The 14,579-nt window shown below is 43.7% G+C and carries 15 protein-coding genes; 9 read left to right on the forward strand and 6 right to left on the reverse strand.

Annotated features, from left to right (window positions below):
* Positions 1-138 precede the first annotated feature (138 nt).
* The 4 genes from GT360_RS16425 (at position 139) to GT360_RS16440 (ending at position 4,618) form a co-directional block, all read left to right on the forward strand.
* A complete protein-coding gene (locus tag GT360_RS16425; protein WP_164650047.1) occupies positions 139-1,557 on the forward strand; it encodes an aminotransferase family protein in 1,419 nt (472 codons plus the stop codon).
* Positions 1,558-1,759: 202 nt separating this feature from the next.
* The gene (gene tauA / locus GT360_RS16430) at positions 1,760-2,779 is read left to right on the forward strand and encodes a taurine ABC transporter substrate-binding protein (protein WP_164650048.1); all 1,020 of its coding nucleotides are present in this window, start codon (positions 1,760-1,762) and stop codon (positions 2,777-2,779) included.
* Between the two features lie 40 nt (positions 2,780-2,819).
* The gene (locus GT360_RS16435) at positions 2,820-3,671 is read left to right on the forward strand and encodes a taurine ABC transporter ATP-binding protein (RefSeq protein ID WP_164650049.1); all 852 of its coding nucleotides are present in this window, start codon (positions 2,820-2,822) and stop codon (positions 3,669-3,671) included.
* Positions 3,671-4,618, forward strand: a complete 948-nt coding sequence (locus GT360_RS16440) for an ABC transporter permease subunit (protein ID WP_239502682.1) — start codon at positions 3,671-3,673, stop codon at positions 4,616-4,618. Before GT360_RS16435 ends, GT360_RS16440 begins: the two co-directional genes overlap by 1 nt.
* Before the next feature lie 54 nt (positions 4,619-4,672).
* Here GT360_RS16440 and GT360_RS16445 read toward each other — a convergent pair whose 3' ends face one another.
* Positions 4,673-5,320 (reverse strand): endonuclease III domain-containing protein, encoded by a 648-nt coding sequence (locus GT360_RS16445; RefSeq protein WP_164650050.1) that lies wholly within the window; start codon positions 5,318-5,320, stop codon positions 4,673-4,675.
* A gap of 109 nt (positions 5,321-5,429) precedes the next feature.
* Here GT360_RS16445 and GT360_RS16450 point away from each other — a divergent pair, with 109 nt between their 5' ends.
* Complete coding sequence (locus tag GT360_RS16450; protein WP_204274596.1) at positions 5,430-5,774, forward strand: HopJ type III effector protein; 345 nt, start codon at positions 5,430-5,432, stop codon at positions 5,772-5,774.
* A gap of 69 nt (positions 5,775-5,843) precedes the next feature.
* Here the strand turns inward: GT360_RS16450 and GT360_RS16455 are convergent, their stop codons facing one another.
* Complete coding sequence (locus tag GT360_RS16455) at positions 5,844-6,143, reverse strand: hypothetical protein (protein WP_164650052.1); 300 nt, start codon at positions 6,141-6,143, stop codon at positions 5,844-5,846.
* A 312-nt stretch (positions 6,144-6,455) separates the two neighbouring features.
* Here GT360_RS16455 and GT360_RS16460 point away from each other — a divergent pair, with 312 nt between their 5' ends.
* Positions 6,456-7,886 (forward strand): methyl-accepting chemotaxis protein, encoded by a 1,431-nt coding sequence (locus tag GT360_RS16460; protein WP_164650053.1) that lies wholly within the window; start codon positions 6,456-6,458, stop codon positions 7,884-7,886.
* A 75-nt stretch (positions 7,887-7,961) separates the two neighbouring features.
* On the opposite strand, the gene GT360_RS16465 is transcribed toward GT360_RS16460, so the two are convergent.
* Positions 7,962-8,426: a thiol-disulfide oxidoreductase DCC family protein gene (locus GT360_RS16465; RefSeq protein ID WP_420825459.1), complete on the reverse strand. Its 465-nt coding sequence runs from the start codon at positions 8,424-8,426 to the stop codon at positions 7,962-7,964.
* A gap of 67 nt (positions 8,427-8,493) precedes the next feature.
* Here GT360_RS16465 and GT360_RS16470 point away from each other — a divergent pair, with 67 nt between their 5' ends.
* Positions 8,494-9,516, forward strand: coding sequence for an ABC transporter substrate-binding protein (locus GT360_RS16470; protein WP_164650054.1), 1,023 nt, complete (start codon positions 8,494-8,496; stop codon positions 9,514-9,516).
* Positions 9,517-11,934: a putative bifunctional diguanylate cyclase/phosphodiesterase gene (locus GT360_RS16475; RefSeq protein ID WP_164650055.1), complete on the forward strand. Its 2,418-nt coding sequence runs from the start codon at positions 9,517-9,519 to the stop codon at positions 11,932-11,934.
* A gap of 65 nt (positions 11,935-11,999) precedes the next feature.
* Here GT360_RS16475 and GT360_RS16480 read toward each other — a convergent pair whose 3' ends face one another.
* Positions 12,000-13,040, reverse strand: coding sequence for a GGDEF domain-containing protein (locus GT360_RS16480; protein WP_164650056.1), 1,041 nt, complete (start codon positions 13,038-13,040; stop codon positions 12,000-12,002).
* A gap of 9 nt (positions 13,041-13,049) precedes the next feature.
* Positions 13,050-13,502, reverse strand: coding sequence for a putative pterin-binding protein (locus GT360_RS16485; RefSeq protein WP_164650057.1), 453 nt, complete (start codon positions 13,500-13,502; stop codon positions 13,050-13,052).
* Between the two features lie 244 nt (positions 13,503-13,746).
* Between GT360_RS16485 and GT360_RS22080 the strand changes: the two genes are divergently transcribed.
* The gene (locus GT360_RS22080) at positions 13,747-14,178 is read left to right on the forward strand and encodes an SRPBCC family protein (RefSeq protein WP_420825466.1); all 432 of its coding nucleotides are present in this window, start codon (positions 13,747-13,749) and stop codon (positions 14,176-14,178) included.
* A 45-nt stretch (positions 14,179-14,223) separates the two neighbouring features.
* Here GT360_RS22080 and GT360_RS16495 read toward each other — a convergent pair whose 3' ends face one another.
* A complete protein-coding gene (locus GT360_RS16495) occupies positions 14,224-14,463 on the reverse strand; it encodes an HP1242/YdcH family protein (protein ID WP_164650059.1) in 240 nt (79 codons plus the stop codon).
* Between the last annotated feature and the right edge of the window lie 116 nt (positions 14,464-14,579).

Genomic DNA, 14,579 nt, shown 5'->3' on the forward strand with positions numbered 1-14,579 from the left:
TAAGCAGCAAGTGTGCCAACCGCTAACAAAGGAGTTGGAAGGTCGCGACAAAGAGTCTGTCCCCATAAATAACTGCATCTGGTTCTATAGCTTGCTCGGTGGCTTTGCCTATTGTTGTTGTAAACAGCAGGAGGGCTTATGGATTACGGACAATCAAGATTAATAGAACCTAAAAACGTACAGGAAGTGGAATCTTGGGACAAAGAGCATGTTTGGCATCACATTACCCAACATGCTGGATTTGTCGATAAAGCGCCTTTAATTATGTCGCATGGTAAAGGTGAGTACGTTTGGGATATCAAAGGAAACCGCTATTTGGATGCCAGTTCTGGCGGTGTCTGGTGCGTCAACATTGGCTATGGTCGTGAATCGATGGCTGAAGTGATTAAACAGCAAGCCTTAAAACTCAATTATTTTGCTGGAACGGCGGGATCGCCTGTCATGGCAGAGTTTGCCAACAAGCTGATTGAGAAAATGCCGGGAATGAAACGTGTCTACTTCTCAAACTCTGGTTCAGAGGCCAATGAAAAAGCCTATAAGATGGTGCGTCAAATCGCTCACAAAAAGTATGGTGGCAAGAAGTACAAGATTCTTTATCGTGAAAGAGATTATCACGGCACAACGATTAGTTGTCTAAGCTCTACGGGGCAAGAGCAACGCAGAGAGCAGTACGGACCGTTTACCCCAGGTTTTGTAGAGTTTCCACACTGTTGTGAATATCGCAGTCAGTTCGATGATTCCGCGGATTATGGTCTTAAATCGGCTCAAGAATTGGAAAAAGTCATATTACGTGAAGGACCAGAGACAGTGGGAGCAATTGTTGTTGAGCCCATTACGGCAGGAGGAGGCGTCATTACTCCACCGGAGGGCTACTATCAAGAAGTCCAACGTATTTGTGACAAGTACGATATTTTGATTCATGTTGATGAAGTGGTGTGCGGTGTGGGTCGAACAGGGGAGTGGTTTGGATATCAGCAGTATGGCCTTAAGCCAGACATCGTGACAATGGCCAAGGGTGTTGCGTCTGCTTACGCTGCTATTTCTTGCACCGTGACCACAGAAGAAGTCTTCAAGCTATTTCAAGAAAACCCAGATGATCCTTTTGACTACTTTAGAGACATTAGTACGTTTGGTGCATGCACCATCGGACCTGCTGCGGCGTTAGAAAACTTCAGAATTATTGAAGAAGAGGGGCTAGTAGCAAATGCTGCGAGTGTGGGTAGCTACCTCAAGAAAAAACTCGAAGCAATGATGGCAACCACACCAATGATTGGGGATGTGCGTGGTAAAGGGCTTCTGTTGGGTATTGAGTTGGTTGTAGATAAAGAATCAAAGCAACCAGTATCTGAGCAAGTTGCGGCTGAAGTTGTCGCAAAATGTATGCAGCGAGGCGTGATTATTGGTCGTACTAATCGCTCATTTGAGCGGTTTAACAATACCCTTTGTTTAAGCCCGCCTCTCACTCTATCTGTAGAGCAGGCCGATCAGTTAATCGATACGTTGAGTGAAGTATTTGCTGATATGCAAGTAGAAGAGCCCGTGAGTACGACAGTATAATGGCCAACTAAGCGCTCTCATTTTTACGCCCTGGCAATCACCGCCAGGGCGTTTTCGTTTGTGAGCCAAACGGATCTAATTGCACTGTCTTGGTGCGTCAGTTTGGTGCAGATCTGGACCAATAAAGAAATAGTCTGGTACTACCTAAAAAGACCTATAGACCTTAATTTGGTACTGTCTCTCATCATAAAAGGATTTAGGCATGAATAAGTTACTGAAAAACAAGTTAGCCACCACTGCAGCAGTATTGAGTACACTGCTTTGCTCGACAAATGTGTTGGCAGCTAAAGAAGTCACTATCGGTTATCAAGGAATGTTTAACCCGATGAAATACGCGATTGACCAGAAAATGGTGGAAGAGAAAACGGGTTACGAAATTAAGTGGCGTAAGTTTGATTCAGGAGCGAGAGCGATTACAGCAATGGCAGCCGGCGCTGTTGATATGACGGTTGCGGGTTCAAGTCCAATCGCCAGTGCTGCGAGTAACGGTGTTGATATGGAGTTGGTGTGGGTAATGGAAAACATTGCTGACGCTGAAGCTCTGGTCGTCAAAAATGGTAGTGGAATTAGCTCACCGGCGGACTTGAAAGGAAAACGTATCGCGGTACCTTTTGTTTCGACAACTCACTTTCATATGCTCTTTGCGTTGGAACAGTTTGGGCTAGGAGAAAAAGACGTCAAACTCATCAATATGCAGCCAAATGCAATAATGGCAGCGTGGCAGCGTGGTGATATAGATGGTGCATTCATTTGGGATCCGGCTCTGGGAAGTATTAAACAAGATGGTAGTGTCCTAATTACTTCTAAACAGCTGAGTGCTTGGGGTAAGCCAACATTCGATGGGCTGATTTCAAGCAAAACGTTTGCTAGCGAAAATTCAGCGTTTGTGACGGAGTTTATCTCTGTTATTGCCGATGTTGATGCACAGTATCGAGATAACAAAGAGACATTCTCTCCGACAGACCCAATGGCAGTATCCGTAGCGAAGCTTGCTGGTGGAGAAGCAGAAGGTGTTGTAGAAGCAATGAGCTTGTACGAGTTCTTAGATGTGGATACACAACTGTCTTGTCAGTGGCTCGGTTGTGGTGTCGAGGGCGGTGCAACACAAGCACTGCAAGCGACTTCAGAGTTCTTGTTAAAGGAGAAAAAGATCTCTGCTCTGCAGCCTGACTACAGTGTGTTCGTTAACCCTAGCTACGCTGAAGCATTGCAAGCACAGTAGATTCGCAGGTTAACTCAAGAACAAGACAAGGAAGTGACGTATGTCGACAGAAAAAACACTAAAAATTGAAGATGTCTCTGTAATCTATGAAGACCGTCAAGGTGGGGAACCCGTTCGTGCACTGTCAGGTGTGAATCTAGAAATCTCACAAGGTGATCTCGTTGTTGCGCTTGGGGCTTCAGGTTGCGGAAAGACCACATTGCTTAATCTAATGGCGGGCTTTATTACACCGACAGAAGGTTACTTAACGTTAGGGGACTCTGAAATCGAGGGGTTTCCTAGGGTAGCAATGGGCAAAGACATCGGTGATGAAATTACAGGGCCAAGTGCTGATCGTGGTGTAGTGTTTCAAAAGCATGCGTTGTTTCCTTGGCTAAACGTGATAGAAAACACGGCCTTTGGCTTAAAGCTACAGGGCGTGGATAAGCAAGAGCGTTTGGAAAGAGCAGCCAAGTACTTGAAGCTGGTTGGATTAGAAGACTTTCACCAACACAAAATCTACCAACTATCTGGAGGTATGCAGCAACGTGTCGGTATTGCGCGAGCACTGACCAACGACCCAAGTATCTTACTGCTCGATGAACCTCTGGGAGCATTGGACGCATTAACGCGAGAAACACTTCAAGAGTTATTGCTGGATGCGTGGCAAACGACCAACAAAATGATGTTCTTTATTACCCACAGTGTTGAAGAAGCGTTATTTATGGCATCACGACTTATCGTTATGTCACCAAGACCCGGGAGAATTACACATAGCTTCGAACTCGATTTCAATAAGCGATTCTTAGAGTGTCGTGACGCCCGAGCCGTCAAGTCCATGCCTGATTTCATCGAGATGCGAGAGAAAATCCTATCCATCATACACCAAGATGAAGTACCGGAGGTAGCATAATGAACCAAGCTGTAATTGCACAAGAGCAAGAATTTGAACCTCAAGAAGTCATGCCGTCAAATGACGAAAAGGTGAGTCCTGAGAAGCAAGACAGTGTTGTCCATAAAACACCACCATTCTATCTGCTTATTCAAGGTATTAAACGCCGCACTTTGACACCCGCAAACTACTACGGGGAACCAGGGCAGGGTGATTCAAGAATTATCTCAGTTATTGCAAGTATCTTCTTCATTGCGCTGTGGGCACTAGTGACCGAGATGGGTTGGGTAAAACCGCTATTTTTGCCTACGCCAAGCGCAGTCATCGAGAGATTTGGTGACCTAGTTGTTCACGGTTTCTCTGGTGTCTCTTTAACCGAACACTTAGCCGCAAGTTTAGGGCGAGTATTTGGCGCGTTCTTTTTAGCGGTAGTCACTGCGGTGCCAATCGGAATTCTCATTGGTTCGAATGTTTGGGTGCGTGGTGTATTTGACCCTCTTATCGAGTTCTATCGCCCTTTACCACCACTCGCTTATCTACCATTGGTGATTATTTGGTTGGGTATTGACGAAACGAGTAAAGTAACACTGATTTACCTTGCCATGTTTGCGCCGATTGCGCTGAGTGCGAGAGCGGGAGTAACTTCTGCACGTAGTGAGCAAATTCAAGCGGCTTACTCGATGGGAGCGACAAAATCACAGGTGCTTTATCACGTCATTATAAAGAGTGCGTTGCCAGAGATTTTAACAGGTCTGAGAATAGGGATCGGTTTTGGTTGGACAACCTTAGTGGCAAGTGAAATGGTGGCAGCTGAGGCAGGGATCGGTTTCATGGTGCTCAATGCCGCTGAGTTCTTAGTTACCGATGTTGTTATCGCAGGTATCATCATTATTGGCGTGATTGCGTACGCTTTTGATTTGTTTATGCGTTATCTAGAGAAAAAACTCGTTCCTTGGAAAGGTTACTGATCAAACCCTATATGGGCTATCGCATTTTTTGTTGCGGTAGCCCTATATCCTCTCTTACACACCAATTCGTCGGCATCTATCGGACAAAGGGCAACCGTCGCACTTTGGCTTCTTGTTGCAAAACTGCTGACCATGCTCCACCAGAACACCGTGAAAGTAGTCATACTTGTGCTTTTCATGCTTCATTGCATTATCTGCAAGCATTCTAAATTGATCGTAGCTTTTGGGAACATCCAATCCATAGCGTTCAAATATTCGGCGTGCATAGGCATCAATCACAAAAGAGGGTTTATTCAATGAATAAGTCAGAATGACATCGGCAGTTTCATTTCCAACTCCCTTAATTTCAAGCAACTCTTTTCTTAGGGCGTCGACTGAAAAAGGAATGAGTCGAGAATCGTCATAATCGTATTGTTTGAACCAAGCGAGTAGCGCTTTGAGCTTGATGGCTTTTTGGTTGTAATAGCCGCTAGGCCGGATAAGCGCAGCAAGCTGTTCTTGGTCGATGGATTCAATGGCTTCCGCGTTGAGCGGCTGAGGCAAGTTACCAAGTGCCTTGTCAACATTTTTCCAGTTCGTATTTTGCACTAAAATCGCACCCACCATGACTTCGAAAGGATTATGGCTTGGCCACCAATCAAAATAGCCATAGTGTTCTTCTAGTTTTTTAAATACATCTTGAATGATGAATTGGTCGCTCATCGGGCTCTCTAGCAAAAGTGAACTGTAACTATTTTAGATCATGGGTTTGACTCTGGATGACAAACTTTGCAGTATCTAGTACTCAGTTTTCAATTCAATGGATGATCAAGTGGAATTAAATCAATTTCTTAAGCAACTAACAAGTGAGCCAACTACTATCGAGTTTACTGACACAATGGCGGTGATTGACGCATTGTATGACTTCACACCGTCTAAGTTCACGAATGGTGATACGGTGAATGAAGCGGGTACAAACAATGGCTCTTGTAAGATTTTTGCCTTTGGTCAAGATCAAGGGTTCACGGTGGAAGAGACTCTCGCGTGTTTCGGCGCATTCTATCGCAGTGATGTATTAGAAAACCCTCAGGGCACCGACCACGCAAACATCCGTAATTTCATGATTACCGGTTGGAAAGGCGTTGAGTTCTCGTCACAACCGCTTATTAAAAAGTAAAAAAATATCCCGCTGAGCAGCGGGATATTTTTTATTGGATTATGGTTAGTTGTTCTCTTTATATCGTCGTTATTTTTTTAAGTTGAATTCCTGTTCGTGAGCTTCTGTTTCGATATCGGGGTGTTCAGATAACTTTTCGCTAGCCCAGCTGTTTAAGTGTGACAATATTGCTGAGATTGCGTGCTCCTTTGTCGGCTTTAAACCTTCTTCTATCTCAATCTTTTGTTTCGGATGTGAACCTGTTGCATCTTCTGCTATGTGTAACCAGTCCGGATGCCAGTAGTAGGGCTGCCCATGTGGTGAGCTCCAGCTATGTACGCCATTACTTTCACCACGATATTCAATGTTGCTGATGTCAAATTTACTCATATTCTTCCAACCATAGAGGTACTTAACCTTGAAACTATAGTTGATGGTTAGAGGATCTGCATGATCCCGCTCGCACCAAAAATAATTGCTAAGACTTAACTATGTGACTGAATTGATGTCTCTTTTTTGTAGATCTAAGTCACATAGTTATGTAATTGTTTGAAAATACTCATAACAAATAGTGTTGTTCCTCTAAATATTTGATTGAATACGCCGATACAAAATAACAGTCGTGTTTCGAATCATTAATAAATGAATGTACATCGGAATTTTGTCTATTTATCCGGATGGAGCCGAAGGAAAAAACAAACTATGAAAGAAGTTCAGTTTCGAAAAATTGATGCCTTATTCATCAAAATGTCAATCAACGATAAGATGTGGGTCATTCTTGGCCTGTTTCTAGCCGCGCTGCTAACCGTATCGGTAGGACGATACAATGACTCTATAAAGCAGTTTGAGCATCAAGCTATTGCCATCACCCAAGCGAAAATTGAGGGTATAGCCGCAGTAACACAGGATGCGAATGGCGTAAGAGTGAGCAATGTGCAGCAAGTCCGCACGTTAAATGATGCATCTTTTAAAGACGGTGTTGCTGTCGCTTCAGCACGTTCTGCATCGGGTGAGTACCTACAGTTATCGAACAATCTGACATCCGATTATGCGCAAGTTAAATCGGCTGCGCTTAAGACACTCTTGCTGAGCCTGCTATGGATAGTTCCGTTTGGCATCTTCAGCTACTGGGTGGCTACTTTTATTGGGGGCGCACTTTGGGTTCTTTACACGACGACCCAAAAAATTGCGGAAGGCGATTTGACGTCACGCCTTGGTTTTCATGCTGGCCGTGATGAGTTTGGTACGATTGGATGTGCGTTAGACGCAGCAATGGATAAACTCGCGACCTTAGTGAATGTGGTCAAAGGCAACTCAGAGAAGCTTGGAACAATTTCACAAAGTTTTGGTGAAGAGCTTAAGCACAGCGAATCACAAATCAACCAGCAATACGCTTCACTAGACTCTGTAGCGACAGCCATGGAAGAGATGACAGCCTCAGCACAAGAAGTGTCGACAGTTGCAAACCAAGCAACAGCGCAAACTGAGAGTGATGCAGATTATGTTGAGAGCAGTCACCGCCGCGTTGAATCAGCAGTACAAGAGATTGCGCACCTTACTCAACTTATTGAGCAAACGTCTGTTTCAGTAGAAAGCTTGAACGATGGCACGACTCAGATCAATGAAGTGATTACAACAATCAATGCAATTTCTGAACAGACCAACCTACTGGCACTTAACGCTGCTATCGAGGCGGCTCGCGCGGGAGAACAAGGTCGCGGATTTGCTGTTGTTGCTGACGAAGTGAGAACGTTGGCAGGCCGCACTCAACAAGCGACCGTTGAAATTCAGGCAATGATTGAAAAGCTACAGACAGAAAGCCAAAGTATCACAACAATTACCGAGCAGACCGTACAACAAGCACAATCAAGCAGTGAATTGGTCACAGAAATTGGCTCTGATGTTGACCGTATTGCACAATCAGCGCGCTCTTTAATTTCGATGAGTGTCCAAATATCGGGCTCGGCGCAAGAGCAGAGTGCAGTGGCTAACGATATTGCAACGCAGTTGAGTGATGTTCGTACTCAAGCAAACGAAATCAAAATGGTGGCCGAGAGGAACAACCAAGACGTTCAAGAGGTATCTAGAGCTTCTTCTGAGCTCGGTGATGTTTTAAGTGGATACCGTACCTAACCAATTCTCGACCTTTCCGAGTTAGTATATTTCACGTCAAAAAAAGGGCTCCGGGTGGAGCCCTTTTTCACATCTTTAACGTTTACATTGCCCATCTTTGCAAGCCGAAGTGCCAAGCAATTTGGCGGAGATACTGTAGCGGTTTCGGACAAACCAATAGTAGGCCCTGTCAGCGATAGGCTTGATAAGCGGCGAGCGCAGTGGGCGGTATAACCAACCTTTTCCTACCAATCTCCAAGCTTGATACGCGGCATCGAGGCCAACGTACATATTTCCCTCTGCATCTACGGCGTGGAGCAAATCCATCGCTTTGTCTTTAGTCACTAAAGTTTGTTCACTAAATCGTTCTGTATGCACATCTACTAGCTCTAGAAGAGAATTAACGTCGTGTTTAGCTAGGTGCGCCATTTCTTTGCTACAAAGTGGGCACAGACCGTCAAAGTATAACGTGAGCTCTTTCATCTTTATCTTCTTAATAGCATCGGCTTCACGAATATAGTACGCAGAGATATCCTGTTGGATCTGCTCATTTAGTTGCACAATGGTAAGTTCTTTAACTAGGCTAAAAGTATGATTTTGCTCAAGAGGCAGATGGATGACTAGGACGATGAGTTTATTGATTGGCGGAGTATGGTTGTCTAGTGTACAAGTTAGTGCCTCTGCAGAGGGTATACATCTCTACAACTGGGAGGAGTTCATGTCACAAGGTGTGATTGAACGTTTTCAGGCAGCGAATGACGTTGTTATCTTTCAGCAGTTTTTCTCAGATGAGTCCATTCGTGACGAAGTGATATTAAGTGAGCGTGGTTCGGCATTCGACATCGTGGTGATTGAGAGTGTGCGCTTATCTATTTTGGCCGAGCAAGGGCTGTTTCATAATATTAGCGATTTACGAGACAAGCTAAAAGGCAACTTTGACAAACGCTGGCTTAATGCATGTGGGGACTACGGTATTCCTTATGCTTGGGGCACGACAGGAATTTTGTATCGAACTGATCGACTTGAAAAGCCAACATCGTGGGCCACGCTCTACGAACCTAAGGAGAGTTTATCAGGTCGCGTATCTATGTATTATGAACCAACGGACCTAGTGGGAAGCGCTTTACTATACTCGCAGCACGATCCCTTTACTGATGACATCGAAGCGTTGAAGTCGGTGTACCCGATACTAGAGCACCAAGCAAAACACCTTTACTCGAATAGATATGTTGTTGAATACATCTCTAAACCAAATCAGCTCGAAGAAATTGATGTCGCGTTTGGTTATGGAGGAGATAGCTATGCTCTTAATGATGTAACAGAAGGTGCACCATGGAGCTATGCTGTGCCAAAAGAAGGCACGACGCTTTGGCTTGAGTGTCTTGCGATTATACAAAAGAAAGAGATTAACCCAGGAGCAATCGAGTTCGTAGAGTTTCTATCACAGCCCGAAAACGCTGCAGTCAATGCGGAAGACTCTTGGTTCTCAACACCGGTAACCAAAGCTCGAGAGCTTGCTTCTGAGGAATATTCTCAAGATCGAGAGTTATTTCCGCCTCAATCTGTGATGGAGCGTAGTTTTATCTATAAACGAATGACAGAAGACGCACTAAGAATAAGAAATCGAATGACTGAAAGCTTGAGGAAATAGATGTCTTTATACAAAAAGCTATATATATTTCTCATTCCTGCCTTAATCGTGGTTTTTTCAGGTGTAGGAGTCGCGGTATACGATCATCAAGTACTCCACCTGAAAGAAGCTAAGATAGAAGGCCTCATTGGACGCGTGAATAGTGCTCTCGGGGCTTCTGAATACGAGCAGTTGAGTCTAGTGACACATGCGAACGATATCGCTACTTCGCCTCAGTTTTTGCGTTATATACAAAACCCTGGTGGCGCAAGCCTTCTTTCTACACTAGAGCATTCCGTCATTAAGTCTTTGACAAAAAGTAAAAGTGAGCGCTTTGGCGTGAGACATGTCTTTATTATTGACCCGTCTTTTGGGCTCATGTTGTCTACTTATCGAACCAACCCTTTTGAAGACTTAATTATCCCAGACAAGATTTACAACATGGCTTTTGACACCTATACCAACCTACTCAATAACGGTGACTTTATTGATAATGGACAGGTATATGTATCACTAACGGGTGAGTTGCGTTATTTGTATACTGTCGCTGTCGATCCTTCCCTTGTGTTAAGGGACACAAGGGCTAGACAAAATAGTGCTCGATTTTTACTCCTCATTGATGGTCCCTTGGACCAGTTATCCTCTCTCATTGGCGACTTCAGAGACAGTGACTCCATTTCACTAAAGATTGAGCCTCTTTCAGATGTTCAAAATGGGTCTTCACAGCAGATGGTCGTTAAGAGCATGACTGAGGTGGAGTCGCGGATGTTACTCACAATGACCAGCAGCCACTTTCATGCTGAAATGGAGATCCAGGACCAAGAATTCACTGAAATAGAAGCACACGTTGCAGCCCAAACAGCGCTATATTTTGGCACTATATTCTGTGCGATTATTCTCGTCGTGTATGTCGTGGTGAGAACCCAGCTGATATCTCCCTTAAAGTCGTTAGTTGACGATGTATCAAAGGGGGGGATGCAGCTCCGTTACTTCAAGCGCTCAAACGGACGAACCGAAGTTGATAAACTGAAAAATGCTTATATTGATTCACTCACTGAGCTCAAGTTTGAGGCGGAATTCGATCAGGTTACGAAATTGGCTAACAGAAGATCCTTCTTTAACTACCTTGACCTGAGGCTAGACAGCTATTCCAATAAAAACTGTTTTATTGTTTGTTGGGATATCAAGGAATTCCGAAAAATCAATGACCTCTATGGTACGGATGTTGGCGATAGAGTATTGGTGAAGTTTGCCTCCCACCTTAGATCTATGATCAGTGATCACCAGATGGCGTCTGGTTTTGGCTGTAACGACTACTCGATTGCCCGTTTTGGGGGTAATCAGTTCATAGCGATTGTTGAGATCGATAAGCCCAACCAGCTTGTTGCACAGATAAAAGAGTTCAATAAGTCACTTTCCAATAATCTCTCTGTTGACTATTTTAACTTTCGGGCGCGAATGGCAACCGCCGTCTTTCCTTTGGAAACAGTAGGGAATGACGACTTGTGGCACAAAGGTATCAGTGAGGCGATGCGTGAAGCCAAAGCGGATACCAGTGATGTTAGCTTATGTATCTATGATCAGGATCTCGTCAATAAGCTTGAGCGTCGCGACATGATAACAAAAGTACTGGTGGATTGTTGTGACAAGGGTGACTTCAAATTGAGGTATATGCCGATCTTTTGTGGTACTCACTTAAATATTGATGGGTTTGAAACCCTCATATTTTGTCCAACCCTCAGAGACCTCGGAGTAGGCCCGGATGAGTTCATTCCGATTGCAGAGCAAAATAATCTAATAACTCAAATAGACTATTGGGTGATTGATCAAGCACTCAATTACTATAAGAACTTACTGGAGCAAACGAGTTATCGTGGATCCATCTCCATCAACGTTTCAGCACTTGAGCTGTACAACCGGAAGTTTGTTTGGAGTGTGAAGAGTGTGATTGAGCGACTGGAAATTGCACCAGAAAACATCGTTATTGAGATAACGGAAACAAGCTATGTGAAGAGTTCTAAATTGACGATTGAGGTACTTGGACAACTGCGTGAATTGGGTTTTAAAGTCTCTCTTGATGACTTTGGTACAGGATATACCGCGTTTAATCAGCTATTACATTACCCCGTTGATGAGTTGAAGATAGATAAGAGCTTTGTCGATAAAATCATTGAACCAGGCAATGACAAGGAGATGGTCAATTCAATGATAGCGCTTGGGCACTCATGCGGGTCTCTGGTGGTTGGTGAAGGCATTGAAACGGCAGAGCAGTGTGAATACCTTATTAATCACAACTGTGATTTGCTTCAGGGCTACTTTTTGTGCATGCCACTTGAAGCCGATGATTTCATCGAATTTGTAAAAACGTATTCACCGAGTTCAACACTAGACAAACTCCCAAGCCATGCCACGGTATACAGCCTGAGGCAGGATAAATAACTCAAGTACTCAGGGGGTAACTGGTTAGTATGATTGCTTGAGCTGAAATTAGTGAGCGAGATAGGCTAAGAGGTGGCGCTTTCGCGAGACAGAGAAGTTAAATGGTCGAGAATCAGACGTTTAGGTACTTGTTCTACTTTAATTGCTATATCTGAAATAAAGGTTAAGCTGCCTACTTCGATGGGTTTCTCCATCTCCTTTCTAATTTTATGCACTATCTGTTTCTCTTGAGCTGGGTCCGTGCAGTGCCCAACGATAATAAACTGTCTACCGCTGAATCTATAGCTTTGGCAACCTTTGGGGACAAGCTTGATGAGTTTTTTAGCCAGGTTCACTAGTACAATATCCCCATAATCCAATCCATATTTCTGATTGATTTCATCTAGGTTACGAACTTGCAGAGACATGAGATTGTAGCTTTCGTCCTCATGATTTGTGTTCTTTGCGAATCGCATCAAAGCAGAGCGGTCAAGCAGTTTAGTCAGTGTGTCACTGACCTGAACTTGACGTCTAAATCGAGACTCTAAAATGAATACAACGATGACAAAGATAAACAGCACTGAAAGAGCCACCAATGAAAGCCGGTGTATCAACAACAGTCTATCCATCTCTTTTGTCTTACGTTCAATAATAGGGCTTTGGAGCCGGAAGTTTTCATTAATAAAGCTAATAAGGCCTTGATAGGTGAGCTGGATCTTTCTAGCAAGTAGGTCGGATGAAATCTGACCACTTTCGACGAGCTTAATTGATGACTCTAATGCCTTTAAGTTGGAAAATTCTTGGTCGAAATAGGCTTGAAAGTTTGCAGCTTTGATAAAGTTTGCAGACTCTTGACTGTTTAGAAGAATGTCAAAACGACTCCAAGTAATGTCATAAGAGAGCCATAGTGGTTGGAAGTCGATCGGTTCAGTTCGAGCCAACATTAAAAAGTTTGAATATTCTTTCACCAACTGAAAAACGAACCAGGTCGCTTCGTTGTGACGGCTGGTGAAAGCGGTATTAACACGATCAATACGGTCAACTGTTTTCAAATTGACAACGAGCACAGCCGTAATCAAAACGGAAAGCACGATCTTGGTTATATTGAGCGTTGAACCTTGAATCATAGAGTTTGCCTAAAAATGAATTTCTTTAATTTGCCATATCATTTTTGAATGAGTATCGGGTTCATTGAGCTCCGGCATATCCGAAAGAGGGTAGACAAGCCAGTAAGGGCCCTTATCTCGGACTGACATTGTTGAACCATCTTTATGTATCGAGATGATGGGCTTGAAATCGACAAAATCTTGTGAAGGGACTGTGACCTTATAGTCATTGAGAGCGATAAAGGTAAGTTGCTCCGGCATGTCCAGTTTTGCGGTATTAAGTAAATCTGTGACATAAATTCCTGAAAACTCAGAACTGCCCTCTATCCAAGGTAACTCAGTAGAAAAAGTGTGCTGTTCGATTGAAAGCAGCTGTTCTTGAGTAAACGAATGTTTGTTCCCTTCCTTGTCAATCAGTGTCAATTCAAATGCATATAGGTTGAATGTGAGTAGGGCTAAACACAGGGTTAATAATTTTTGCATGGCGTACTCCTATTTGTTGGGAACAATGATCAGTGTAGGACTACCTAATGTGCTCTTCCATGCAACCAAAGTAAATTTTACTGTTTTAATCAATGACTAAAGAAGTTCATCGTTTTCATTAATTGGAAAAACGATAACTCTTGGCATACGCTTTAAGAGTGTTATTTAAGTAGGCTTTAGCATCGTGCAGCAAACTCAAATTCAATGGCCGGATTACTACCACCCAAAGAATTCAAGAATCCATGTGAAAAGCCACATGATGAGCGACAGCTCGCCTGAAACAATCTGGCGTAGTATCGTTAACGCAGCGTGTTGGCCTAGTTGGCGACATAGCAGAACGTCTATTCAGATGATATCTGGAGATGCCGAGCATCTGGAACGCGGTAGTGTGTTCTTGTGGAAAGCGGGATTATTACGTTATAAGTGTACAGTGGTCGAATATGAGCACAATCGTAGGATTGCCTGGAAAGGAAGGATAGGCGAAGCAGAGATGTATCATGCTTGGTTGATAAAGGAGACTGAGTCTGGCTGTAAAGTTATTACGGAAGCCACACAGCGTGGCGGCATGACCTGGTTTACGCAGATATATACCCCAAGAAACATTCGACGCTATCATCAGAAATGGTTGGAGTGTTTGGCTTCTCAATCATCACAATCAGCTTGCAATAAAAAATAGAGCCAAGCAACATAGCTCGGCTCTATTCACAGTTAATAATTGGCTCTACCCAGCGACAACACGTTTGTAGAGCGCGTCTTTCATTACTGCACGATCATGCTTTAATTGGTGCATTTCATCATCACCGATTGGAGCTCCATTGAGTTCTAAAGTACGAATTTTTTTATCAAGGGCATCATATTCCTTCATGCTATCCAAGAACGCTGAGTCCGTCTCTTTCAGTTTGTTGATTGCGGCTTCGTGCTCTGGAAAATCGTTGGTAAGAGAATGTACTTCGCCTAGCATAGTGTCTCCTTTCGGTAACTGCGGTTTAAAAGCGCTAATACTCTGAGTATAGATGACAAAATCGAAATTGCTTTTCAGCATATGGGCATTAATCCGCCTTTCACGAGATGTATGAT

The organism is Vibrio astriarenae, assembly GCF_010587385.1.
Lineage (GTDB): Bacteria > Pseudomonadota > Gammaproteobacteria > Enterobacterales > Vibrionaceae > Vibrio > Vibrio astriarenae.

Excerpts from the sequence above, each read along its gene's own strand:
- GT360_RS16425 (WP_164650047.1), top strand. The coding sequence starts at position 139 with ATGGATTACGGACAATCAAGATTAATAGAACCTAAAAACGTACAGGAA.
- tauA (WP_164650048.1), top strand. The coding sequence starts at position 1,760 with ATGAATAAGTTACTGAAAAACAAGTTAGCCACCACTGCAGCAGTATTG.
- GT360_RS16435 (WP_164650049.1), top strand. The coding sequence starts at position 2,820 with ATGTCGACAGAAAAAACACTAAAAATTGAAGATGTCTCTGTAATCTAT.
- GT360_RS16440 (WP_239502682.1), top strand. The coding sequence starts at position 3,671 with ATGAACCAAGCTGTAATTGCACAAGAGCAAGAATTTGAACCTCAAGAA.
- GT360_RS16445 (WP_164650050.1), bottom strand. The coding sequence starts at position 5,320 with ATGAGCGACCAATTCATCATTCAAGATGTATTTAAAAAACTAGAAGAA.
- GT360_RS16455 (WP_164650052.1), bottom strand. The coding sequence starts at position 6,143 with ATGAGTAAATTTGACATCAGCAACATTGAATATCGTGGTGAAAGTAAT.
- GT360_RS16460 (WP_164650053.1), top strand. The coding sequence starts at position 6,456 with ATGAAAGAAGTTCAGTTTCGAAAAATTGATGCCTTATTCATCAAAATG.
- GT360_RS16470 (WP_164650054.1), top strand. The coding sequence starts at position 8,494 with ATGAGTTTATTGATTGGCGGAGTATGGTTGTCTAGTGTACAAGTTAGT.
- GT360_RS16475 (WP_164650055.1), top strand. The coding sequence starts at position 9,517 with ATGTCTTTATACAAAAAGCTATATATATTTCTCATTCCTGCCTTAATC.
- GT360_RS16480 (WP_164650056.1), bottom strand. The coding sequence starts at position 13,040 with ATGATTCAAGGTTCAACGCTCAATATAACCAAGATCGTGCTTTCCGTT.
- GT360_RS16485 (WP_164650057.1), bottom strand. The coding sequence starts at position 13,502 with ATGCAAAAATTATTAACCCTGTGTTTAGCCCTACTCACATTCAACCTA.
- GT360_RS16495 (WP_164650059.1), bottom strand. The coding sequence starts at position 14,463 with ATGCTAGGCGAAGTACATTCTCTTACCAACGATTTTCCAGAGCACGAA.